Below are 21,497 nucleotides of genomic sequence, written 5' to 3'. Positions count from 1 at the left end.
ATCATTTTTAAACAGAATCGTCTCTTATTCATCCGTACTCACCACTGGATATTTTCAGGATAGTCCCAGTCATATTGAATCTCATCTGCAGGACAATTATATTTTAGAGCTTCTTCCAAAATTTCCTCTCTAACCGTTCTATATTCATTGCCTATTTCTGCAATTCTCTTTGCTATGGTTGGTACACTCTTTAAGCGCTTTTCCTTATTCATTGCCAGAAATCTACTATTTAAAATATCAATATATTGTATTGTATATCCGTAAAACCATGTATAATCATGGGTTATCATATTCAGTATACGTTTATAGGAAGTCTCCGTTACTACTTGCTTTAGGCACTCTACAACCGCCGCTTGAAACTTATGGACCGCAGCAGTATTCGCATCCCACTCTGGATACTTGATTTTTTTCTGGCGTAACAAAATAAAATCACTCAGACACATAATAATAAACAATATTTCCGGCCATAAAACATGAGTGCCTACATATATATTTTTCTTAGGCGTAATCATTGCTAACTCTTTCATCCGACTCTCATCCATACCATTGTCAACAAATTCAAATTCCCGATTCCCCATTAAAGCATGACGCAACTCATAACAGAACCCTAACACTCTAATACGAACACCTTGGTAGGCAGTATATTGGTTTTCCTTACCAACAACATCATGCAATGCATCATAAAGTTCCTCAAAATCTAAACAATCACCATATATAGCCACTCCTGCATGATTAGGAGTATGTTTAACAAATATCATTATGATCCCTCAATTTTGTAAATTCCATAAAACTTTTACTATATTAGAAATTCAACAACTACCGAGCAACTCCTTTAATTTTCCTTTCTAAGTTTACATTCCAATATGGTTAGGTTTCAACTTTTTCATGTGGTAGCAATGAATCATCTCTAAGATCTTCTCTTTCGAAAATCGTTATCCCCACTCTCTCAATATGATCTTTTAACTCCTGGTGAGCCAGATGTGTATAATCCACAATATCAAAGAAATAGGGCATCGGACTATCCTCTTCTAACATGAAATGTAGGTGTGCTATTGTGGAAAAGGATATATCTTCACCAAAGACAGCAATATCTACATCAGAACCTGGTTTGTAATTGCCTTTGGCTCGCGAACCGAATACAGCCGCTTTTTTTATTTCATCAAATTTACTAAGTGCTGCAACGATATAGGCTATATCCGCTTCTTTAAGTCCAAATTTCATGTTTACTCTCCCTTAGGTTCATCAGTATACTATAGTAACTTTTCCAACTCAGCGTACAATGATATTAGCATGGGATAATATGCTGTACGGATTAACTTTTCGGCTTCTTTTGTCACATTTTCATCATAAGTATGAGCCAACAAATTTCTTTTTTCCAGTGCATCCATCCAGATGTGTCCGTCTTTGATTAATTGCACCTGAAATGCTTTCTGTATTGCAGACCGGGGACTCTTAATCTCAAAGCCTTCCTGCTCCAGGTAATCTTTACTCGTTTTCCAGGCAAGCTCAAAGGTATATTCGAAGCACTGTATTAAACCCTGCACTTCAAATTTATTTAACTGGGGTTGTTCCACAAATTCAGTTAGCTGATTGATGGCTTTTTTGAAATTAGTGAATCTTTGTTTCCAGCGGATATCAGTTTTCATCACAAATATGTTCACCTTCATTCATTTTCTATTAGTTTTCTTCAACAAATTTTGTACAAATTCGTAATTTTTTACTAATTAATACCATTATATCCAAATATCATACTTGAAACAACATCGTTATGCCATTGGTTTTTCCTACCTCAACTTCTTGCTGGTCCCCATGTTAAAGTCTGCATTATCAAGCGCATTGCGTCAGAAAATCCTTGACGGTAATATACGTCCCCGCCACTTATCCGCATACAGGTATATTCGTCATCTAATTCCATTAATATCTTCTGCATCTCTGCTGGCAATGCATGCTTAATTTGTGTCTGGTATTCAAGCATTTTTTGATAGGCATGATAATAATCACTAGAAACTTTCTCCAAGTCTAAGCCATCTAAACTCTCCATCTCACTAGCAGTCGTCAGTAAATCGAATATACTTTTTACCATTGTACATCCCCCCCAATATTATTGGTTAGTAATCACCGGTTTTCTATACTGCCAGGCATTAGTAAGCAGTCTCATATAACCTTTTTTAAATGTGACTAGGAACTCTTTGCAATATCAGGTATAATTAAATTTATATAAATCATTCTTACTGGGTACGTTAATGGTCTTTACTTTATATATTTAGAAATATAATGTTTATTATAATTAAACTACTTAATTTAAAGTATACGTTTAACTAGTAATACTAGCCTTCAGTCTCATTATATTGGTTAGTATAGCTAACCGCCAAGAGGTTTATTATGTACGATAAAAATATTTTTTCAATTCGCTTAAAGCAACTCCGTGAATTAAAAGGAGTGTCAACCCAAAAATTAGCTGATGCGATAGGGTTAAAAAGCAAAGGTAGTATAACGCAATTCGAAAAGACTATGACCTCGCCTTCTGTTGATACCCTTGTTGCCATTGCTGACTACTTTAATGTTTCTCTTGATTACCTCGTAGGACGATCAAATGATCAAACAAGGAAATAACCGATTTACACTAGGAACTGAATTCAATATCGGATATAATTGGGATTAAATAATAGAATTATCCTATTTATAATCAACATTGTTTCGTGGTACGAATCTACATTTTCATTATATGATTCGTATTTCGAAACATCAAGAGGTTTTTTATGTTTCCAAATGAAATATTTGCACAAAGATTAAAACAGTTGCGTACGAACAGTAACATTTCAATGCAAAAGCTGGCGGATGAAATAGGGCTAAAAAATAGAGGAACTATCAGTCAATTTGAAACTAAAATTACGACCCCAGCCTCAGATACTCTTATTGCCCTCGCCGACTACTTCAACGTCTCCCTTGATTATCTCGTGGGAAGATCAGATAGCCCGGATAGGAAGTAGTTTATTTCGTCATCAATACATATGAATATAAAAATAGGATTCGCATTTTAGCGAATCCTATTTTTATACAGGCAATATCGTAAAAAGTCACACTATTCTACATTACTTATCGAGAAATTGCTGCCACTTCTTCATATAGTTTAACTTCTGGTTTTTCGAGAAGCAAGTCTGCAATACTGCTGAATAGTTCTTTTAAGTAAGGCGTAGACCCATGATAGTCTAATGCTTGCTGGTCTTGGTATTTTTCATAAAAGAAGAATTGTCCTACTTTTTCCGTTGATCGATGAAGCACATAGGCTGCTGTACCTTTTTCAAGTTGAACTTTAGGAAAGTGAACCTGTAAAGCAGCTTCCAATTCGTTTTCTTTACCTGGTTTTGCTTGCATATTGGCTACTAATGTAATCATATTTTCAAAGTCTCCTCTGTTAAACAATTTCTCTAATTATAACACTTTTCCACCGTGTCTATTAGTATTATTTGTCAAAGGCTATTGGTTTCTCACACCATGTTTTACGCGGTCTTTTTCTTCTGCACGTTTGCCATCGTTCCATTTGTCCATGGTTCCTACTAAGTAGCCAGTGATACGGCGAATGCGTTCAAAGCCCATACCGCCTTCTCCTTCTACTCGTCCACATTTAGGGCATTGATCACCAATCACGCCGGTAAAGCCGCATTTAGGATCACGATCCACGGGATGATTGATAGAGCCATAGCCAATTCCGCATTCTTTCATCTTACGTACGACCATTTCAAAGGCATCCAGATTCTTAACTAAATCTCCATCTAACTCAATGTAGGTAATATGACCTGCATTGGTCATTGCATGATAGGGAGCTTCGATTTCAATCTTTCTGGCTGCTGGAATAGCATAGTATACAGGAACATGGAAACCATTGGTATAATAATCCCGATCGGTTACGCCTGGAATTTCGCCATAATTTTTTGCATCAATTTTTACAAAGCGTCCTGATAGACCTTCTGCTGGTGTAGCAATCAGGGAAAAATTCTGTTGATATTTGACTGCTGCTTCATCCATACGTTTTCTCATATGACCAATAATTCGAAGACCAGCTTCTTGAGCAGCTTCTGATTCGCCATGATGTTTGCCATAAAGTGCTGTCAGTGTTTCCGCAAGGCCAATAAATCCAAGGGTTAACGTGCCATGCTTGATAACATCTTCCAGAGTATCTTCCCAGTCCAACTTTTCAGAGTCAAACCAGATATTCTGTCCCATTAAGAATGGGAAATTCTTTACCTTTTTATTTTTCTGGATTTCATAGCGATCTAGTATTTGCTGAATGACCAGTTCAATTAATGAATCCAGCTCTTGATAGAATCCTTCAATGTCAGGCTGCCTTCTTTCTCCCAGGGCAATACCATGCTTAATCCCAATTCTAGGAAGATTCACACTGGTAAAGGAGTTATTGCCGCGACCGTATATCACACCATCCGACTCAGGGAAAATGGAGGATATGACTCTTGTTCTGCATCCCATGGTAGCAATCTCTGTTTCAGGACGACCTGGTTTGTAATATTGCAGATTAAAAGGCGCATCAATGAAAACAAAGTTAGGAAACAACCGTTTAGCCGAAACACGGCAGGATAGTTTAAATAAATCGTAATTAGGATCTTCTGCATTATAATTAATGCCTTCTTTTACTTTGAAAATACTAATCGGGAATATAGCCGTTTCTCCATTCCCTAAGCCAGCTTCTACAGATAATAAGAATTGTTCCACTACCAGGCGCCCTTCCGGGGTAGTATCCGTACCAAAGTTAATACTGCTAAAAGGAACCTGCGCCCCTGCTCTGGAATGCATCGTATTCAAATTATGAAGAAAACCTTCCATGGCTTGGTATGTTTTCTTCACTGTTTCCTTTTTCGCAAAACAGTAGGTGAAGTCCTGAATTTTTTGTATATCTGAATCTGCTGCCTGAATATCATGACTGAGTAAAGCTTTTTTTAAACGCAGAGCCTCATCTATATGATAGGTTTGATATTCCTTTTCACCAATACGAGGATAATCGCCCTGCTCACCGCTATACTCATGTATGGTAGCTGCAAGGATATCCGTAATTTTTTCTTCATCTAAGTCCATGAAATCAATCAATAATATTTTCTTCATATTCTCCGAGTATAATTTTATAAAGGTTTTAGCGACTCCAGCAGCTAAGCCATAATCAAAATTGGGGATGGATTGTCCACCATGCTGATCATTTTGGTTGCTCTGAATCGCAATCGCCGCTAACGCAGCATAGCTCATAATATCTTGTGGCTCTCGCAAATGTCCGTGTCCCGTGGAAAACCCATTGCGAAACAAGGTTTTAATATCAATTTGACAACAAGTCAACGTACCAATGGCTTCAAAATCCATATCATGAATATGAATATAGCCGGACTGATGAAATTTGGCATGTTCAGGTTTTAAAATATGGTGAATGGCAAATTGTTTCGATCCTGTTGCTCCATACTGCAGCATGGTTCCCATAGCCGTATTGCCGTCTACATTTGCATTCTCTCTTTTCCCGTCAACCTGTTCTGCATCTTTAAAGGTAATGTCTTTATAATCAATCATTAAACGCATGTTGGCTTCCCGCACTTGGGTGCGCTTTGCCCGATAAGCAATATACTTCTTAGCAACAGCAACTTCTTCTGACTGCAGTAAGACATCTTCAACAATATCTTGTATCTCTTCTACTGACAAACGCTGATTCGATCTAGATGCAATCGCATTAAACACCTTGTCCGTTAATAGCTGAATCTTTTCTTTTTTTACTATGCCATCAAAATTTTCAGTATACGCCTTTTGAATTGCATCAAAAATTTTATCGCCATTAAATTCCACTTCACGGCCATCACGTTTCACAACTTGAAAAATACTCATAATTACCACCCTGCATCTTATTTTTTTAATGAATTTTGTCCGTTCTTCACACTTTGCATTTTTGGGAAAAAGCAACGTAATTTTGCAAAAATACACCATTCTTCATATAAAATCAGCAAAAAAAATATCCATATTGGAATGGAGTAATTTGTTCTTCATAAGTAATTATATCACTATTTTAATTTTAACCAAGACTTGACTTTTTTTTATTTATAATATCTAGAAAAGGTTTAATACACAATATATAGTATAAATGCTTTTATCACAAACTATATATTGTATGACGCTTTCTATAATTATGTAAACTTTCAGGATAATGGCACCCTGTTTTCCACGGGTGAAATCAAAAAGATTAGGCAAATAAAGTTAACTCCTACTGCCTAATCTTTATATGTTATCGGGTGGTTCATTCGCTATAAAATTTGCTTAGTTTTTTTGATAATTTCACCAAGATTTTCTGCTAATTCTTTTAATGTTCCTGTATAGTCGGCTCTAAAATTGCTTCCTTTTGCATTAATAAGGCAGTCCGTGACGAGGTAGGTTTTCATACCAATCTTAGCTGCTGCTAAATCCTTTTAATCATACATTACTCCTTAAGTACTCCAAATTTACGCAATAGAGGAATTAAGCGCGATCCTATCATAGGAACTTGCTTCATATCGTTCTCACTGATACCGCCAATGACTAACAATACTCCGCCATATACCACAACGCCCAAAGCCATTGCTGTCAATGTAGAAAAGGCAATATGCGCCGTTGCTGCCATAATGGCATCATAACTAAAGTAAATTACACCGCCCATAGTAACTGCTGCTATACTTGGTTTTACTAAACTTCTTAAATCAAGAGCATATCCCACATGCCGGTGTACGAAATAAATGTTTAATACTGCTGCTATTCCAATATCCGCTACCGTTGCCCAGGATGCCCCTTTAATACCAAGAGTGGGGATTGCTGTAAGCGTCCAATTCAGAATCACTTTAAAGACAGCAGCCAGTCCCATGTTGATCACTGGGATAGACGTTTTTCCCATCCCTTGTAATACTCCTGTTGTTATCTGATGTATGCCTAAAAGAACAATCCCAATCGATAAGATGCTAATGGAATGACTGGCCTGGGGTGCATTGTAGACCATTTGAGAGATGGGTTCAGCCAATATCCATAATGCAACAAAAGCAGGAATGGTAACCAAGCTTGAGACACGCATGGCAGCAGCTGTTTGCTGATAGACTCGTTTGATATTCCCCAAAGAAAAGGATTCTGATATGGCAGGTACCAAGCTAGTTGCTAAAGCAGCCGTTAAAATCGTTGATAAATTGAGCAAAGGCACTGCCATCCCTGTTAAATAGCCAAATAATTCCGTGGCTTGCTCCACTGTATACCCTGCCACTTCCAGTCTGGCTGGAACAATAAATAAATCAAAATTGGAAACAATGGGCAGCATAATACTCGACAAGGATACGGGCAGCGCAAGTTTGACAAGTCGCTTTATAATACTCATACTCGATTCCTGGGCTCTTTGGGAAACTTGTCCTGTTTCTTGCTTTTTACCTTTTTTCTGTAATTTCATATAATAATAAATAAGTACAAGAAGACCTGCAACAGCTCCTGGAGCAGCCCCCAGGCTCGCCCCTCCTGCAGCATATTCGAGGCCCTTTGGCAGTAATAAGCTGGCAAATATCAGCATGGTAATGACTCTCACCAATTGCTCTGCAATTTGCGAAACAGCTGTCGGCGTCATAATTTGGCAGCCTTGCAGATATCCTCGATAACTGGATAAAATCGTAACAAAGAAAACCGCAGGTGCTAATGCCAATAAAGAATAATACGCCCGTGGATCTCGAATGAAGCGATATTCAATTAATAAACCAGCACCAAAGTACAATAATAAACTAAAGAACAGCCCCGTTAATACTAATACAGTTAACGAAATACGAAAAACACGATTTGCACCAATGAAATCATTTAAGGCTCTTTTCTCCGCAGTAATAATGGAAATCGCTACAGGAATTCCTGCTGAGGAAACGCTCAAGGCCAAAAGATAGATGGGAAAAGCCATTTGGTACAGTCCAATTCCCTCACCGCCCAGCACCCGTGACAGGATGATCCAGTTTAAAAAGCCAATCACTTTTACAACAACGCCACCTATTGTTAATATTAAGGTGCCTTTTAGAAAAGAATTGGAACTTCCTTTATTCTTATTGTTTTTTTCATTTTCTTCCGTCATCTTTTATCCTTCGTTTCGTAATGTAATGCTTGCCTATTTACACAATCCTAATGATGCGGTTCCGATTTTATCCTCAAGCATTCTTACGTTTTTTGATTATATAATACATTATTAACACAACCAAAGCACCAGCTACAAATAAACTGGCCTCATGACCAATACTGCGTATCATTTCCCAATTCGCCCCCAGCATCATTCCTGCATAAATAAGCGCAATGGTCCATGGTACAGATCCTAAGATAGTATACACTATAAATTTAATAAAATGAACCCTCGCAAAGCCTGCAGGTAAAGAAATAAAGGTACGAATCACCGGCAGCAGACGAGCCACCAATACCGCAAGCAGTCCATAACGGTCAAACCATTTTTGCGCCATGGCTACTTTCGCTTCAGATACAAAAATATATTTGCCATACCTTGTAATAAAAGGCGGTCCTCCGTAATAGCCAATCAAGTAGGATACAATCGATCCTGCTAGTCCACCTGCCACACCTGCTATTACAGCTGTATTGAAATCCATCCTGCCTAAAAAGACAAGATAACCAGCAAAACCAAAGATCAGTTCACTGGGAATGGGTACATTCGCACTTTCTAAAGCCATACCAATGAAAACAGCAGGGTACCCCCATATCCCAATTAAGTGAATTACATATTGAAAAAGAGTTTCCATAATTCCCCCAAGAAATAAATTATATCACACCTACCCAATTAATATAGTGTGAATCTGAAAATTACTTACTATACACTACATAGAAATTTTATTCCTTTTAGAAGAATTTTGCAAACAATAGTAATAAAAAACGACAAAAAAAGTAATGTCATTACAAACAATATCGAAACAACCTTTTCGCAAGAAGGAGATTGCTTCACTAGCGTTCGCAATGACATTTTTAATGAGTCAATAGTACAGCATCAATCCGCTGCAAAAAATTCTGAGGATTCATGATGGGAACAAGAGGGTTGCGCCCTTCATTTGTTGAATTGACAATAAGCGGCATAGCCTCTGCTGGACTTAACATCAGATCAACCAATAACAATCGATCATTGATTGTTAGTAATAGGGTCGCATTCCTTACTAAAGAAGCCTATCGAATTAGCGGCGAAGGCTGCTATTGGCTAAAAGCAGCTTTATCGAACCAGCAAGATCTCAACCATTTGCTGGATGCCATTTTAACTATCGAATTAATCTGTCCATCCAACCTGTAAAGAAGAGGTAATATATGTGAATCGCTTCACTGTCCGTCCCTCAAACTCCACCATTTCCTCAAACATCGCTAAGGGGCGTATCCACATTCCCTTATTTCCGTATAAGGCTTGATACACCACATAATCTTCTTGTGTTTCACTATGTTTTGCAATCATAAGCACCTCATAGAAATTACCTTTAAAATGTTGATATGTACCAGCTGTAATCATCTATATCCTCCTGCCGACCTAATTAGGCTATGTATCTGCTTATCATTTTATCATAGTTGTCTTATATAACAACTATGTCGTTTACAAAAGAAAAGGCCTACAAGATCCTATGAATCTAGTAAGTTGCAGAGTTTAGGTTATCCTATATATAAAGAATATGGTCACTTTGCACTTTTGACATAACGCTTAGGTTTATAATTTCGTGCATATTCTTCTAAAAGGTTTTCCAATTGCTTGAATGCTTCTTCCTCATAGCTATTGTTATTATTTTCTTGCAACAACTTGATAAGAAACTCCACTTTTTCATGGAACTCCACCACTAGCACCCTCCTAATAAGAACATATTAACCAATACTGAATTAAAATGAGTTTCCCTGCCGCTATTAATCACTTGAAAAGCTTCTTTTTGGGTCATTGCTTTACGATAAGTCCGGTCTGAAGTAAGAGCTTCATATACATCCGTAATACTTAAGATTTGTGCAATCAATGGTATTTCATCTCCAGCTTTGCCACTGGGATAACCATTTCCATCAAATTTTTCATGATGACAGCAAACAGCTTCTGCTATGTCTTGCAATGGATGTATTTGGTTTAAAATTACAAAACCATATTGAGAATGTCTTTGCATAATCTCAAATTCACTTTTAGTTAATTTTTCAGGTTTGTTTAAAATTTGTCGTGGAATTTTTATTTTTCCAATATCATGAAGCAATGCAGCAAAGGATATATCTTTAATCATTTGAGAGGAAAGATTGAGTCTTTTGGCAAAGCGAACAGCTATATTTGCTACATTACAAGAGTGCTTAGCAGTATCTACATCATGCTGATGAATTAAGGTTAATAGATAATTTGTTATTTCTAATCGAGTGTTACAAGGATATTTAAATATGATTTCGTCATCTATAATTGAATTTTGAAGCATATCATTCCTCCTCAAAAGGCAGCACTAGCAATGTAACATAATATACTTGTGTTACGTCAACTAGAAAATTCCATAATAAAACATATTACGTCATTTTTTCTAATTATCCTTTTTTTTCTAGGAATTAAGATTTATCTAGCTAAAAAATTCATAAATCATAGCTTTTTATAAGTTTAAATTGATATAAACGTCATCTAATTCATCTTTTGTAATTCCGATATAAGCTAATGTTACATTTGGTGCGGAATGATTTAGCAGTTTTTGGATTTTTGTGATATCTACTCCTTTTTTGTGCGCCCAATAGCCAAAAGTTTTACGCAGTGTATGGGTGCCAATCGCATCATTAATACCGATTTCTCGTGCTGCACTATTAATAATTCGATATGCTTGCACCCTGGTAATTGGCCAATTACCTTTTTTGCTTTTAAATAGACAACCATCACTAATTTGTATCGTTTTAAGATATTCATCTATGGCCTTTTTACATGTATCAGACAGAGGAAAATCCTTACTTTTTCCTGTTTTCTTCTCTCTGAGCAAGATGCGATCTTTGTCTTTTACATCGGCTACTGTTAATAATAATAAATCCGATATGCGTAATCCGCTATTAATACCTAAGACAAAAAGTAAGTAATCTCGTAAATTCTTATTCTTTAAATAAAATTTAATTTGATTGATCTGTGTTTTGCATCGTATTGGTTCTACATATTCGATTTCAATCACGTCCTATATCATGTTTCTTATCTGTTTTTCAGTATACAATATGTTACTTTAATTTTCAAAAATAACATTTCTAGCATTGAGGCAGATGATGCTCCTTATCTTGCTATTGACGTAACACAAGTATATTGTGTTACATCAATAGTATGAATAAATGACGTTTAAAATCGCGCAAAATGGAGGAGCAGCCTCCTTTGAGTGCGATTTTTTGTTCTATTATCATTTACATTTATGGATTTTTGTGACTACGCAACTTCCCATACTATTTAACTCCATCTTTGCCGTATGATAATTCATAAGAGTGCTGCGATGGCCCACGCTTATAATGGCTGCACTTGACATAGTACTAACGATCATTTTATACATAGCTTGCTCTGTACCCTCATCTAAAGCAGATGTAGCTTCATCTAAAAACAGCCAATTTGGTTTTTGCAATAGCACTCTGGCAAAAGCAACCCTTTGCTGTTCTCCTAAGGAAAGAGTATGACCCCAATCAGCTACGATATGTAATTTATCTGTTAAATGGGCTAGCTTACACATGACTAGAATCTCTCGCATCACTCTATCCTTGTCTTCCTTGACGATATCTGGATAGACTAGAGTCTCCCGTAAAGAACTGCAAGGCAGATACGACTTTTGAGGAAGAAACATTACTTTTTGTTTATCAGGCACTATGATCTTGCCAGAAGCATAGGGCCAAATACCAGCAAAAGTACGTAATAATGTACTTTTCCCGCAGCCTGATTCTCCCATAATTAATAATTTGTCAGCGGGTTTTATGGATAAGGATAAGTCTTTTATTAGAAGAGACCCATCTGGTAAGAATATCTGAAGATTGCATGCAGAGTATACAGCGGAGTTTTCCCGGGAAATATTTAATTTGTACGCTCTAGGCAATTGACCGCGAACCATTTCCATACTTACTAAGAAATTATTAAGACGATTGACGACTGCCCGCCACTGGGCAAGAAGTGTAAAGCTATCGACAACAAAGGAGAATCCTGTTTGTACATGTCGATAGGCATCTACAATCTGAAACATTTGCCCTAAATGAATCTGACTGGTAAAGTAACGCGGTGCTGCTGCAATTGAGGCAAAAATGGATGAAACTTGCGTATAGGAAGAGGTTAACCAAGTTAGTGACCTGCGAACCTTCATAATCTTTTGATAGGTAGCGATAATTTTGCCGAAACCTTGATGAAAACTCCATTTTTCTTGTCTTTCGCCGCCATATAAAGCAATACTTTCTGCATTTTCTCTTAATCTCATTAGGCTAAAACGAAAATCAGCTTCATAACGTTGCTGGTCAAAATCCAATTTAACCAAAGGACGCCCTGTCTTAACTGTCCAATAAGTCCCCCCCATTGCATATAACATAGCTACCCAGACCAAATAACCTTGTATAGGGATTTCATATCCAGCAATGGATAGGGTAATTATACCTGATAAATTCCACAAAATCACAATAAACGACAAAATAGTTACTAAATCTTGCAACAGATCTAAAGAGAGCCTAAGAGTAAGCCAAACAAACATCTCGATATCTTCGCTAATACGCTGATCAGGATTATCCATATCATGCTCTTGAGAAAGCTGTAATAAATAGTAGGTCTTGTGAGTCAGCCAATCGGATAAGTATCGTTCTGTCATCCATCGTCGCCATCCAATGTGAAGCATCATTCGCGTATAAATTTGATATCCTCGTACCACAACCAAACAAGCTGCCAATATACAATAATGGCCAATGGACTCCATAAATCCTTGATAATTATGACTTTGTATAACCTCATAAAAATTAACTTGCCAGGTATTGATTAAAACTAACATATATACAATTCCCAGATTCAAGGTAATAACGGTAAAGAGTAATCCCCAAGCAGACCACTTTTCCTCTGAAAACCAATAGGATCTGGCAATTTTCCAGCTAGTTAATAATAAGGCAGCTTTCCCTCTCCTCATATATTTCTATCACCTCCTTATTGTATATTCACTTAGTAGTAAGGCCATAACAAAAACTTAGATATTTTGCCACTTACCTAGGCAACAAACTTTCTTATGGCTTTTTTAGGTATAGAACGTTAACCACAAAGGACACAGAGAATCAGAGAGCACGGAGGAGGATTTTCTAATTCCTATCTCTGTGCTCTCTGTTTTCTCTGTGTCCTTTGTGGTTTTTTTTACCTTTTATACATGAAATAGAAGGCTCTTGCTTCTATGTTTTTAAATAAATACTCCAGTTCCAATCGGCAACAATTAAAAAGGAGTGAAAGCATCTTTAAATAATGAGTCCAGGGATGAAACACCAAGGATTTTTTTGACTCTGGCAAAGAAATAACAAAAAAGATTTGCCGTACTTTGATTGGTCAGGGGCAATAATATGGCTGTTGCTTGTTTATATTGTTCAATTTCAGCTTCTGCATTGACATAGGGATATAACTCTAAGGCAGTTGCTGCATTTTTCACGAGTACACCACTAGGATTCGTACCATCAATCTCCATATTTTGCGTAAAAGAAAAGTTCGGCAAGTTCTTCTCCACCCATAATTCAAACTTTTTGTGCCCATCAAACAGTTGGCACTTTGCATGATGAGGCACACACATATCTTGTACCAAGTGAGCTGCAGCCCCTAAATAAAAAATGGAACTTTCGATACAACCTTGCCGTATATGTTTGATCGCCATAGAAAAAAACTGCTGATAATCACAAGCCGCATTGGAGAAATGCCAAAATCCGCGACGAGTAGTCGGATGTAGGAAATGATGGATATTTTTCCAGTTTAAATCAGCCCAGATTACTCCATTCTGAAGCTGTTGATAGTATGCAGCGAGTAACATCGCCTCTTTTATAAACCCATTCTTCTGCAAAATCCCTAGGGCTTGATCATTGCAATATTGATGAGTAATACAGTAAGAAGAATCGATTTGCTGCCATGCTGGATTATCCATAAAGGATAGGGTTCTCAAACTTGTTTCAACTACTGCTTTTAGCATTATTGAACACCCGCTTTCTGCCAAGATTCCAGGTCAGTAAGCCTTTTTCCGCGGTTTCCAACAAGATCATTTATTTTTTCAGCTATTTTTCTACCAGCATCATGGGGACTTAGCTCCCTACATTTATCTTGCATTTCTTTTAATACATTTGACTTTTCATTTAAAATGGCTGCAACCTTTATGGCAATATCATTTTCTTCTTTTACCCATAATGCAGATCCTTGGCAATGCAGATAGTTTGCATTTTCTTCTTCCTGCCCCGGTAATGGGTTAAGTAAAACCATGGGTAAATTCACGGCTAAAGCCTCGCTGCAGGTCAGCCCCCCGGGTTTCGTGATTAATAGATCTGCCCTCTTCATAAGCGAGGCTATGTGAGGTGAAAAAGGTAATACGGTAATTTCATTGTGCAATGCCGCGGCTAATACTCTTAGGTGTTGTTGGAGTTTTTCATTCTTTCCCGCCACAACTGTGATATGGATAGGCTTTGGCAGTTGTTCCAGCCTGCGCAATGTTGCATCCATGGACCCAAAACCTAAACCTCCGCCCATAACTAAAATTTCGGGAACTTGTTTTTTTATGCTCCTGTCAGCAGGCATAAAGCTTCGGTTAACGGGGATACCGTTAGCAGTGATCTGATTCCTCTGAATACCATATTTCTGCAGCTCATTCGCCATCATTTCATTCGCAATAAAATAGTGATCAACCCCGCTTGTAATCCACCAAGGATGCACCGCGAAATCGGTAATGATGCCTGCAAGAGTGAAATAGCTGCTCCTCTTATATCGCAGGGCAGAAGCCGCACCAAGAGGGAAAGGATGAGTGCAGATCACACCATGAGGACGATACTCAGCAATTAAACCAGCCATCATTTTTTGATTGGCTGCATTAATAAAATCTATCATTTTGCGAGTTTGTTGATTCTCTGTTATTCTATAAAGTCCTTTATATAGATTGGGTGCAACTTTTAAAATTCCATAATAGGATGATTTCATAAGATTCATCAACTCGATTTGCAGTCGATTTAATGTCGGATAACGAAATTGACCAACCTGTAAGAAATCAACAATTGTTACGCTGCAGGAATCATCTGCCTGCAGCTCCTCACTGATCGTCGAAGCTGCTTGCATATGTCCATTGCCAATTGACGCTGAAACGATGAGAATCTTTTTTGATTTCATAGTCCCACCTCTTAATATTATTTTGTATATATATTGACAATATCATAACCATAATAAAAAAAAATTAGGATTACATTAACATTTCGTTAATATTACCTTACTTTCAAAATAAAACTCTTTGAACCGCAAAGAATGCTACGGTTATAAATTCTATAATACTCCAACCGCCCGTTAAAAGAATAAAACGGATTGAACCACAAAAACACAAAGGACACAAAGGGATATTTATAACCTCTTTTGTGCTCTCCTTTGTGTGTCGCGGCAGCGGCATTGGACGCATACTTTCCATACTTATAAGAAAATAGGCAGTTTCCTTATAATGAGGAAACTGCCTGTTTTCTATGACATTATTCATATCGCAAGGCTTCAATCGGATCAAGCAATGCTGCTTTGCGGGCAGGATATATGCCAAAGAATAAACCAATGAATACAGAGAAGGCAAAGGCTGCCACAATGGCCAGACTAGAAATCACTGTCTTCCAGCCTGCAATGGATGAAATTCCATAAGATGCACCAATTCCTAATGCGATACCGAGTACTCCTCCAGTGACACTGATTACAATTGCTTCAATCAGAAATTGCAATAAGATATTTTGGTATCGCGCGCCTAGTGCTTTTCGAATGCCAATTTCCCGTGTCCTTTCCGTTACTGACACCAGCATGATATTCATAATACCAATACCGCCCACTAGAAGGGACAGCCCTGCAACAACGGCTAGCAATGAAGTAATCATACTGGTGGTTTCATCCGCAGCAGCCATGATCGCTACCATATTCCGCACGGTAAAATCATCTGGGGTCGTTGCTGTTAACTTATGACGTGCTCTCAGCAAAGTTGTAATATCATCCTGAACCTGATAAATCACATCCGTACCAGTTGCCTGAACGTTGATGTTTTGAATGTACGTAATCCCCATTAAGCGTTCCTGTGCTGTCTTCAATGGAATGATGACCGTATCATCCTGATTGCCTCCAGCTGATTCTCCCTTGGCTTCTAACACACCAACTACCCGAAAGGGTGCATTATTAATGCGGATGGTCTGCCCAATTGGAGTTCCACCATTAAACAGGTTCTCTGCCACTGTTTTTCCCAGCACTGCGACTCTTGCTCGAGTTTCAACATCCTGGTTTGTGAAGAAACTTCCTTCTTCTATATTGTAATCACGTATCCCCTGAATATCAGGAGTCGTACCTTGAATACTCGTAGTCCAGTTCTGGTTGCCAAATACCACCTGATACGAACGAGTAACTGCTGGTGCTACCAGATTAATCCCCGCTATTTCTTGGGTTATCGCTAACGCATCCTTCTCATTCAAGGTGATGCTGGATCCTGCGGCTTGCCTGGAACCGCCAGCATTAGAGGCACCAGGTGTTACCACCAGCAAGTTACTGCCGAGTCCGGCAATGGAGGTTGCTACTTTATCTTTGACCCCCATCCCAATGGATACCATTGCAATTACTGCACCAACACCAATGATGATACCCAGCATGGTAAGCATCGCTCTCAATTTATTCGCCTTAAGCCCCGCTAAGGCGATGGAAATACTTTCACTAAACACAAACTCACCTCACTTTCCATTCATCCCGTTCAATCAACCCATCGCGAACATAGACAACTCGCCCGGCATACTCGGCGATGTCTGGTTCGTGGGTAACCAGAATGATGGTTCGTCCTTGGGAGTTTAATTCTGAAAAAATATTCATAACTTCATCACCAGACTTGGTATCAAGGTTACCCGTTGGTTCATCCGCCATAATAATCGTAGGGTCATTTACCAGCGCTCTGGCAATGGCAACACGTTGGCGCTGACCGCCAGAAAGTTCATTAGGCTGATGATTCATCCGTGATTCAAGTCCGACCATCGCCAAAACCTGCTCTGCCCGTGCCAATCGTTCTTTTTTTTCAACTCCGGCATACACCATGGGCAGAGCCACGTTTTGTAATGTGGACATCCTAGGCAGAAGATTAAAGCTTTGGAATACAAAGCCTATTTTTTTGTTTCGGGTGATGGCAAGCTGATCATCATTGAGGGTTGCTACTTCTTGTCCATCCAGCATATAAGAACCCGTTGTCGGTCTATCTAGACATCCTAATATATTCATTAACGTTGACTTACCCGACCCAGATGGTCCCATGATTGCAGTAAATTCGCCAGGGCTTATGCTTAAGGTGATCCCCGCTAGGGCATTCACCCGTTCTCCGCCTAGTTGGTAAACTTTAGTAACTTCCGAAAGTAGAATTGACAAGATAAGCCCCTCCTTTACATGCCACCAGGACCACCGACAGACCTCATACCGCCCTTGGTAGAATTTGTTGTTTGCGTTTTAGCCGAAGATGCCACGATTTCATCGCCCTCAGATAATCCGCTCACAATCTCAATTTTACTATCGCCTGTTATTCCAGTAGTAACAGATACATTCTGCGACACATTTTGTTTGACTACCACTACATATTGTCCATTATTATTGGATTTTACAGCAGCGATTGGCACAACAAGTGTATTTTTACTTTCTGCCACATGAATAGAAACCCTGGCTGTCATAGTCGGTTTCAGCAAGTTTTCTGCAGCATCCACGTCGACTAATACCTTATAGTACACTACATTAGACACAACAGTGGCTTTTTGTGAAACATTCGATACCACTCCACTGAAAGTCTTTGTCGGATATGCATCTACTGTAAATGTCACCTTTTGCCCGACTTGTATTTTTCCAATATCCGATTCATCCACCTGAGTTTCAATCTGCATTTTTGACATATCAGCGATTGTCAGTAGTACCATCGGTGTTGATACCCCAGGTGCTACCGCTTGACCAGCCGGAGTTGGCTTACCAATAACCTGCCCATTGATCGGAGAGCGGATCACTGTATCGTTCAATTGAGATACCGCATCTTCGTAGGCTGCTTGGGCTACACTGTAATCACTGCGGCTGGTATCAAGAGCCTGAGTCGTTACCGCTCCAAGCGCTTCTAATCGCTGAGTACGCTCATAGATACCCGTGGCGTTGGATAAACGAGCCTGGGCCTGAGAGACAAGTGCCTGCAGATGCGTATCATCCAGCATCAACAGTACCTGTCCCACTGATACGATATCATTTTCCTTAACCTTTACTTCTTTGATCAAACCTGTGATTTTAGAACTAACATCAACGAGATTAACCGGTGAAATTGTGCCCGTAGCAGAAACCATGGAAGAAATATCGCCACGCTCTACTTGTACGGTTGGTCCCACCTGAACAGGAGTTGTTTTTCCTTTATAGATATAAATAGCACCACCAATTGCTGCTACAAAAATCAATCCAAGAATCCATACTTTATTTTGAAGAACTTTTTTCCATACCAAGGGCATACTCGTACCTCCTGCTTATCATTAACAGCTTTTAGGGCTGCACTCATTCCACGCCTACTCCAATCGCTTTTTGCAATTTCGCTTTGTTTACATTGTAATCATATACAGCTTGCGTAGCGTTGGTTTCGGCTTGTGTAAGAGCCACTTGCGCATCAATAACATCTAAGTTGGTACCTACACCAGCATAGTATTTAGCTTGAGAAGCTTTAAGATCTTCATTGGCTTTGCCTACCGCTACCTTTGAGGTTTCAATACGAGACTCCGCTTCTTTCATACTTAAATATGCTTGACGAACTTCTAATTCAACTGCAGTACGAGTTTGCTGATCACTGTGGTTGACTTTATCCATATTTGCTTGGGCTTCTTTTATTTTGGCATTGGTTACGCCACCGTCAAAGATATCCCAGCTGGCAGAAACTCCAACCGTCCAATTACTCTTGTCGCCAGGAAATTTAGAACCGCTCCAGCCTTGTGTACCACTTGCTGACACAGTTGGTAATTTTCCGCTATCGGCAACTTTAATGCCTGCTTTTGCTGCATTTATCGTATCTTGAGACTGCACGATTTCTGGTCTCTTTTCTTTTGCCATTTGAATACTATCATCCAAAGACATATCATATTGAGCAAAAGCAAGATCATCTTTCATGGTATTCTGACTATCTAAAGGCAAGCCTATAGTGTTATTAAAAGTCGCAACGGATACATCATAAGCATTTTTCGCTTTTGTCAAATTCTGCTGCGCATTGGCTAATTCTACCTCTGAACGCAGTACGTCGGATTTGGCGATGGTTCCTACTTGATATTGAGCCTGAACATTTTTCAAATGCTCTGATAAATTATCAACCGTCTGTTGATTTACTGTTACTAGTTTATTATTTTGTAACACACTAAAATAAGCAGTCGTAGTATCTAACTTTACCTGCTCTTTCACTTTGGCTACACCAACTGTAGCGATATTCGCATTATATTTTGCCTGATCAATCAGTCCTTCTGTCCTTCCCCCAGTATATAGAGGCCAGTTTACACGAAGAGAGGTGCTAAAATTATCACTAGAAGATGCTTCTTCTGCACCAGATCGATTATTACTATTGGACAAGGATAGATTCGGCATTTTACCAGCTTCATTTTCCTTTATACCCCAAACCGCTTTATCTTTATCAGCAATCGCCATCTTAATCGACGGATTGTTTTGCAATGCCAAAGCAATACTATCATCCAGCGATAGCTCGGCCGCAGCAGTAAAAGGTATAGCGGTATTGAAAACCAGCAAGCCAGTTGCCAGTAAAACAGCAGGTTTCACGAAGGCTTTCTTTCTTGACATTTCTATGTGTCCTCCTTAAATTTGCTTCATATCAGTAGTCGGTGACTATTGAATTCATTCTACTGTTCCTTTTTTTGATTTTCTTTAGATTCCACTTGGTAAGTACTGTATGGTGAAACAAGAAAACGTTTTTTAACCGCAGAGGCGCAGAGAATAGGATAGAAACGTATAAATTCGGATGCTATATAAAAAAAGACACTTTTTCAAGTGTCTTTTCACTGATTATAATGTTTAAATAGGAAGAGTAACATAGACTTGTGTGCCAATACCCACCTGGCTTTCCACCCATATTTTCCCTTCATGCTTTTCAACAATCCACTGTGCAATGGCTAATCCTAAACCGGCACCCCCATTCTTACGAGAACGAACTTTGTCACCTCGAAAAAAACGTTCAAAAATATAAGGCAAATCAGCTGGAAAAATTCCACATCCTGTATCCTTCACCTGGATTAAGACCTTACTAGAGTGTTTGCGGCAAATAATTTGGATGTTCCCTGCTTGAGATGTATATTTAATCGCATTATCTAATAAAATGACGAATAATTGGTGCAGTCGTTCTCGATCTGCTACCAACCAGATTGTATCACTGCATTTTACGTCTAAGAAAACACCTTGCATCTGAGCTAAGGGTTCAAACTGTTCTACAACCCTGTCAATGATTTCATTTAATAGTATAGGCACTGCTTCAATTTCCATCTGATTTGCATCTGCCCTCGCTAACGTAAAAAGAGTGGAAACCAATTTACTCATGCGGATGGTTTCTCGAATGACATTGGTAATGCGGATGGTCTCTAACTCAATGGTATGTTCAGGACGGCGCAATAAGAGTTCTGCATTACTTTTTATAACAGCAAGGGGAGTGCGCAGTTCATGAGAAGCATCAGCCACAAACTGCTGCTGTTTTTCCCATGCCGCTTGAATGGGCACTAAGGCACGACGAGCCAAATAATAACTGCCTAACACAATGGCCGTCATACCAATAAGCTGTCCAATGAATATAATAATTAAAAATCGCCTTAGCATGGCTAACTCAGAATCAACTATACTAATGGCTATGACATCTTTGACTTTAATAGGACGATCCTTAAACACTATGGTCTCATCCGTATAAAGATAGGGAGTCGATAAAATGCGATACACATGATAGTCTATTTTCTGTGTCTGCCATTTTTCGGTACTGGCTGTTTCAAGAAAATCCAGAACTTCGGATGGTAATCCTTCAATGGGATAGGTATGAAGATTGATAATTTTTCCCTCTATATCACGCAGCAAAATCAGTATGCGGGATTCAAAAAAAATCAGGGGCGGTCCCCCATCCCTTGGACGAATGTTAGGAATTCGAAAAGCATTTACCCTGCGTTCCATGGATTCATCAATATCATCAAAAATCTGCCTAGCTACATATCCATACAAGGTTCCACCGAAAATAATAAAAATTACTAAAAATACTATGGAATTTACCAACGTCAGTCTTCGTAAGGTTTTCTGGAACAACATG

The 21,497-nt window shown here is 38.7% G+C and carries 23 protein-coding genes; 3 read left to right on the top strand and 20 right to left on the bottom strand.

The genetic code is table 11. From position 1 onward, the window contains the following. Positions 1–38: 38 nt before the first annotated feature. From JBW_RS05670 to JBW_RS05655, 4 genes are all read right to left on the bottom strand, one after another. The gene (locus JBW_RS05670) at positions 39–758 is read right to left on the bottom strand and encodes a DUF6904 family protein (protein WP_007957218.1); all 720 of its coding nucleotides are present in this window, start codon (positions 756–758) and stop codon (positions 39–41) included. 109 nt (positions 759–867) lie between these two features. Continuing rightward, positions 868–1,221 carry a nucleotidyltransferase family protein gene (locus tag JBW_RS05665; RefSeq protein WP_007957220.1) on the bottom strand — a complete coding sequence of 118 codons (354 nt, stop codon included), beginning with the start codon at positions 1,219–1,221 and terminating at the stop codon, positions 868–870. Positions 1,222–1,250: 29 nt separating this feature from the next. Next, entirely contained in the window at positions 1,251–1,646 is a 396-nt protein-coding gene (locus JBW_RS05660; protein ID WP_036681125.1) for a nucleotidyltransferase substrate binding protein, read from the bottom strand. A 143-nt stretch (positions 1,647–1,789) separates the two neighbouring features. After that, positions 1,790–2,083, bottom strand: coding sequence for a hypothetical protein (locus JBW_RS05655; RefSeq protein WP_007957224.1), 294 nt, complete (start codon positions 2,081–2,083; stop codon positions 1,790–1,792). Between the two features lie 299 nt (positions 2,084–2,382). Between JBW_RS05655 and JBW_RS05650 the strand changes: the two genes are divergently transcribed. Together JBW_RS05650 and JBW_RS05645 are read left to right on the top strand one after the other, a co-directional pair. Further along, a complete protein-coding gene (locus tag JBW_RS05650) occupies positions 2,383–2,613 on the top strand; it encodes a helix-turn-helix domain-containing protein (protein WP_007957230.1) in 231 nt (76 codons plus the stop codon). 146 nt (positions 2,614–2,759) lie between these two features. Beyond that, positions 2,760–2,990 carry a helix-turn-helix domain-containing protein gene (locus tag JBW_RS05645; protein WP_007957231.1) on the top strand — a complete coding sequence of 77 codons (231 nt, stop codon included), beginning with the start codon at positions 2,760–2,762 and terminating at the stop codon, positions 2,988–2,990. A 106-nt stretch (positions 2,991–3,096) separates the two neighbouring features. Here JBW_RS05645 and JBW_RS05640 read toward each other — a convergent pair whose 3' ends face one another. The 4 genes from JBW_RS05640 to JBW_RS05625 form a co-directional block, all read right to left on the bottom strand. Further along, on the bottom strand, positions 3,097–3,396 hold the full coding sequence (locus JBW_RS05640; protein ID WP_007957232.1) for a putative quinol monooxygenase: 300 nt from the start codon (positions 3,394–3,396) through the stop codon (positions 3,097–3,099). Between the two features lie 81 nt (positions 3,397–3,477). Next, positions 3,478–5,874, bottom strand: a complete 2,397-nt coding sequence (locus JBW_RS05635) for an anaerobic ribonucleoside triphosphate reductase (RefSeq protein WP_007957233.1) — start codon at positions 5,872–5,874, stop codon at positions 3,478–3,480. 586 nt (positions 5,875–6,460) lie between these two features. Beyond that, positions 6,461–8,101, bottom strand: coding sequence for a putative polysaccharide biosynthesis protein (locus JBW_RS05630; RefSeq protein WP_007957234.1), 1,641 nt, complete (start codon positions 8,099–8,101; stop codon positions 6,461–6,463). Between the two features lie 73 nt (positions 8,102–8,174). After that, positions 8,175–8,771: a DedA family protein gene (locus JBW_RS05625; RefSeq protein WP_007957235.1), complete on the bottom strand. Its 597-nt coding sequence runs from the start codon at positions 8,769–8,771 to the stop codon at positions 8,175–8,177. Positions 8,772–9,043: 272 nt separating this feature from the next. Between JBW_RS05625 and JBW_RS25625 the strand changes: the two genes are divergently transcribed. Beyond that, the gene (locus JBW_RS25625; protein WP_235334146.1) at positions 9,044–9,307 is read left to right on the top strand and encodes an Lrp/AsnC ligand binding domain-containing protein; all 264 of its coding nucleotides are present in this window, start codon (positions 9,044–9,046) and stop codon (positions 9,305–9,307) included. Here the strand turns inward: JBW_RS25625 and JBW_RS05620 are convergent. The 12 genes from JBW_RS05620 to JBW_RS05570 form a co-directional block, all read right to left on the bottom strand. Then, the gene (locus JBW_RS05620; RefSeq protein ID WP_007957237.1) at positions 9,284–9,517 is read right to left on the bottom strand and encodes a DUF1653 domain-containing protein; all 234 of its coding nucleotides are present in this window, start codon (positions 9,515–9,517) and stop codon (positions 9,284–9,286) included. The genes JBW_RS25625 and JBW_RS05620 overlap by 24 nt on opposite strands. 161 nt (positions 9,518–9,678) lie before the next feature. Beyond that, positions 9,679–9,834, bottom strand: coding sequence for a hypothetical protein (locus tag JBW_RS25100; protein WP_162484828.1), 156 nt, complete (start codon positions 9,832–9,834; stop codon positions 9,679–9,681). A gap of 2 nt (positions 9,835–9,836) precedes the next feature. Then, the gene (locus JBW_RS05615) at positions 9,837–10,439 is read right to left on the bottom strand and encodes an HD-GYP domain-containing protein (protein WP_007957239.1); all 603 of its coding nucleotides are present in this window, start codon (positions 10,437–10,439) and stop codon (positions 9,837–9,839) included. 165 nt (positions 10,440–10,604) lie between these two features. Then, positions 10,605–11,162, bottom strand: coding sequence for a site-specific integrase (locus JBW_RS05610; RefSeq protein WP_007957245.1), 558 nt, complete (start codon positions 11,160–11,162; stop codon positions 10,605–10,607). A 216-nt stretch (positions 11,163–11,378) separates the two neighbouring features. Then, the gene (locus JBW_RS05605; protein WP_007955927.1) at positions 11,379–13,118 is read right to left on the bottom strand and encodes an ABC transporter ATP-binding protein/permease; all 1,740 of its coding nucleotides are present in this window, start codon (positions 13,116–13,118) and stop codon (positions 11,379–11,381) included. A gap of 294 nt (positions 13,119–13,412) precedes the next feature. Continuing rightward, a complete protein-coding gene (locus tag JBW_RS05600) occupies positions 13,413–14,105 on the bottom strand; it encodes a zinc dependent phospholipase C family protein (RefSeq protein WP_235334145.1) in 693 nt (230 codons plus the stop codon). Positions 14,106–14,149: 44 nt separating this feature from the next. Further along, positions 14,150–15,328, bottom strand: coding sequence for an MGDG synthase family glycosyltransferase (locus tag JBW_RS05595; RefSeq protein ID WP_007955924.1), 1,179 nt, complete (start codon positions 15,326–15,328; stop codon positions 14,150–14,152). Positions 15,329–15,675: 347 nt separating this feature from the next. Then, positions 15,676–16,887, bottom strand: a complete 1,212-nt coding sequence (locus tag JBW_RS05590) for an ABC transporter permease (RefSeq protein ID WP_007955923.1) — start codon at positions 16,885–16,887, stop codon at positions 15,676–15,678. Between the two features lie 4 nt (positions 16,888–16,891). Beyond that, positions 16,892–17,575: an ABC transporter ATP-binding protein gene (locus tag JBW_RS05585; RefSeq protein ID WP_007955921.1), complete on the bottom strand. Its 684-nt coding sequence runs from the start codon at positions 17,573–17,575 to the stop codon at positions 16,892–16,894. A gap of 14 nt (positions 17,576–17,589) precedes the next feature. Further along, complete coding sequence (locus tag JBW_RS05580; RefSeq protein ID WP_007955911.1) at positions 17,590–18,678, bottom strand: efflux RND transporter periplasmic adaptor subunit; 1,089 nt, start codon at positions 18,676–18,678, stop codon at positions 17,590–17,592. Positions 18,679–18,721: 43 nt separating this feature from the next. Continuing rightward, the gene (locus JBW_RS05575; protein WP_007955908.1) at positions 18,722–19,999 is read right to left on the bottom strand and encodes a TolC family protein; all 1,278 of its coding nucleotides are present in this window, start codon (positions 19,997–19,999) and stop codon (positions 18,722–18,724) included. A gap of 231 nt (positions 20,000–20,230) precedes the next feature. Continuing rightward, entirely contained in the window at positions 20,231–21,496 is a 1,266-nt protein-coding gene (locus tag JBW_RS05570) for a sensor histidine kinase (protein ID WP_007955906.1), read from the bottom strand. Between the last annotated feature and the right edge of the window lies 1 nt (position 21,497).

It is taken from the genome of Pelosinus fermentans JBW45, from assembly GCF_000271665.2.
GTDB classification, from domain to species: Bacteria; Bacillota; Negativicutes; order DSM-13327; family DSM-13327; genus Pelosinus; species Pelosinus baikalensis.
This window is presented reverse-complemented; position numbering and strand designations above follow the sequence as displayed.

What these genes read in the sequence shown, in the direction of transcription:
- JBW_RS05640 (WP_007957232.1), bottom strand. Translation starts at nt 3,396, where the DNA reads ATGATTACATTAGTAGCCAATATGCAAGCAAAACCAGGTAAAGAAAAC.
- JBW_RS05635 (WP_007957233.1), bottom strand. Translation starts at nt 5,874, where the DNA reads ATGAGTATTTTTCAAGTTGTGAAACGTGATGGCCGTGAAGTGGAATTT.
- JBW_RS05625 (WP_007957235.1), bottom strand. Translation starts at nt 8,771, where the DNA reads ATGGAAACTCTTTTTCAATATGTAATTCACTTAATTGGGATATGGGGG.
- JBW_RS05575 (WP_007955908.1), bottom strand. Translation starts at nt 19,999, where the DNA reads ATGTCAAGAAAGAAAGCCTTCGTGAAACCTGCTGTTTTACTGGCAACT.
- JBW_RS05595 (WP_007955924.1), bottom strand. Translation starts at nt 15,328, where the DNA reads ATGAAATCAAAAAAGATTCTCATCGTTTCAGCGTCAATTGGCAATGGA.
- JBW_RS05670 (WP_007957218.1), bottom strand. Translation starts at nt 758, where the DNA reads ATGATATTTGTTAAACATACTCCTAATCATGCAGGAGTGGCTATATAT.
- JBW_RS05650 (WP_007957230.1), top strand. Translation starts at nt 2,383, where the DNA reads ATGTACGATAAAAATATTTTTTCAATTCGCTTAAAGCAACTCCGTGAA.
- JBW_RS05580 (WP_007955911.1), bottom strand. Translation starts at nt 18,678, where the DNA reads ATGCCCTTGGTATGGAAAAAAGTTCTTCAAAATAAAGTATGGATTCTT.
- JBW_RS05605 (WP_007955927.1), bottom strand. Translation starts at nt 13,118, where the DNA reads ATGAGGAGAGGGAAAGCTGCCTTATTATTAACTAGCTGGAAAATTGCC.
- JBW_RS05620 (WP_007957237.1), bottom strand. Translation starts at nt 9,517, where the DNA reads ATGATTACAGCTGGTACATATCAACATTTTAAAGGTAATTTCTATGAG.
- JBW_RS05655 (WP_007957224.1), bottom strand. Translation starts at nt 2,083, where the DNA reads ATGGTAAAAAGTATATTCGATTTACTGACGACTGCTAGTGAGATGGAG.
- JBW_RS05615 (WP_007957239.1), bottom strand. Translation starts at nt 10,439, where the DNA reads ATGCTTCAAAATTCAATTATAGATGACGAAATCATATTTAAATATCCT.
- JBW_RS05630 (WP_007957234.1), bottom strand. Translation starts at nt 8,101, where the DNA reads ATGACGGAAGAAAATGAAAAAAACAATAAGAATAAAGGAAGTTCCAAT.
- JBW_RS05660 (WP_036681125.1), bottom strand. Translation starts at nt 1,646, where the DNA reads ATGAAAACTGATATCCGCTGGAAACAAAGATTCACTAATTTCAAAAAA.
- JBW_RS05570 (WP_007955906.1), bottom strand. Translation starts at nt 21,496, where the DNA reads ATGTTGTTCCAGAAAACCTTACGAAGACTGACGTTGGTAAATTCCATA.
- JBW_RS25625 (WP_235334146.1), top strand. Translation starts at nt 9,044, where the DNA reads ATGATGGGAACAAGAGGGTTGCGCCCTTCATTTGTTGAATTGACAATA.
- JBW_RS05645 (WP_007957231.1), top strand. Translation starts at nt 2,760, where the DNA reads ATGTTTCCAAATGAAATATTTGCACAAAGATTAAAACAGTTGCGTACG.
- JBW_RS05600 (WP_235334145.1), bottom strand. Translation starts at nt 14,105, where the DNA reads ATGGATAATCCAGCATGGCAGCAAATCGATTCTTCTTACTGTATTACT.
- JBW_RS05665 (WP_007957220.1), bottom strand. Translation starts at nt 1,221, where the DNA reads ATGAAATTTGGACTTAAAGAAGCGGATATAGCCTATATCGTTGCAGCA.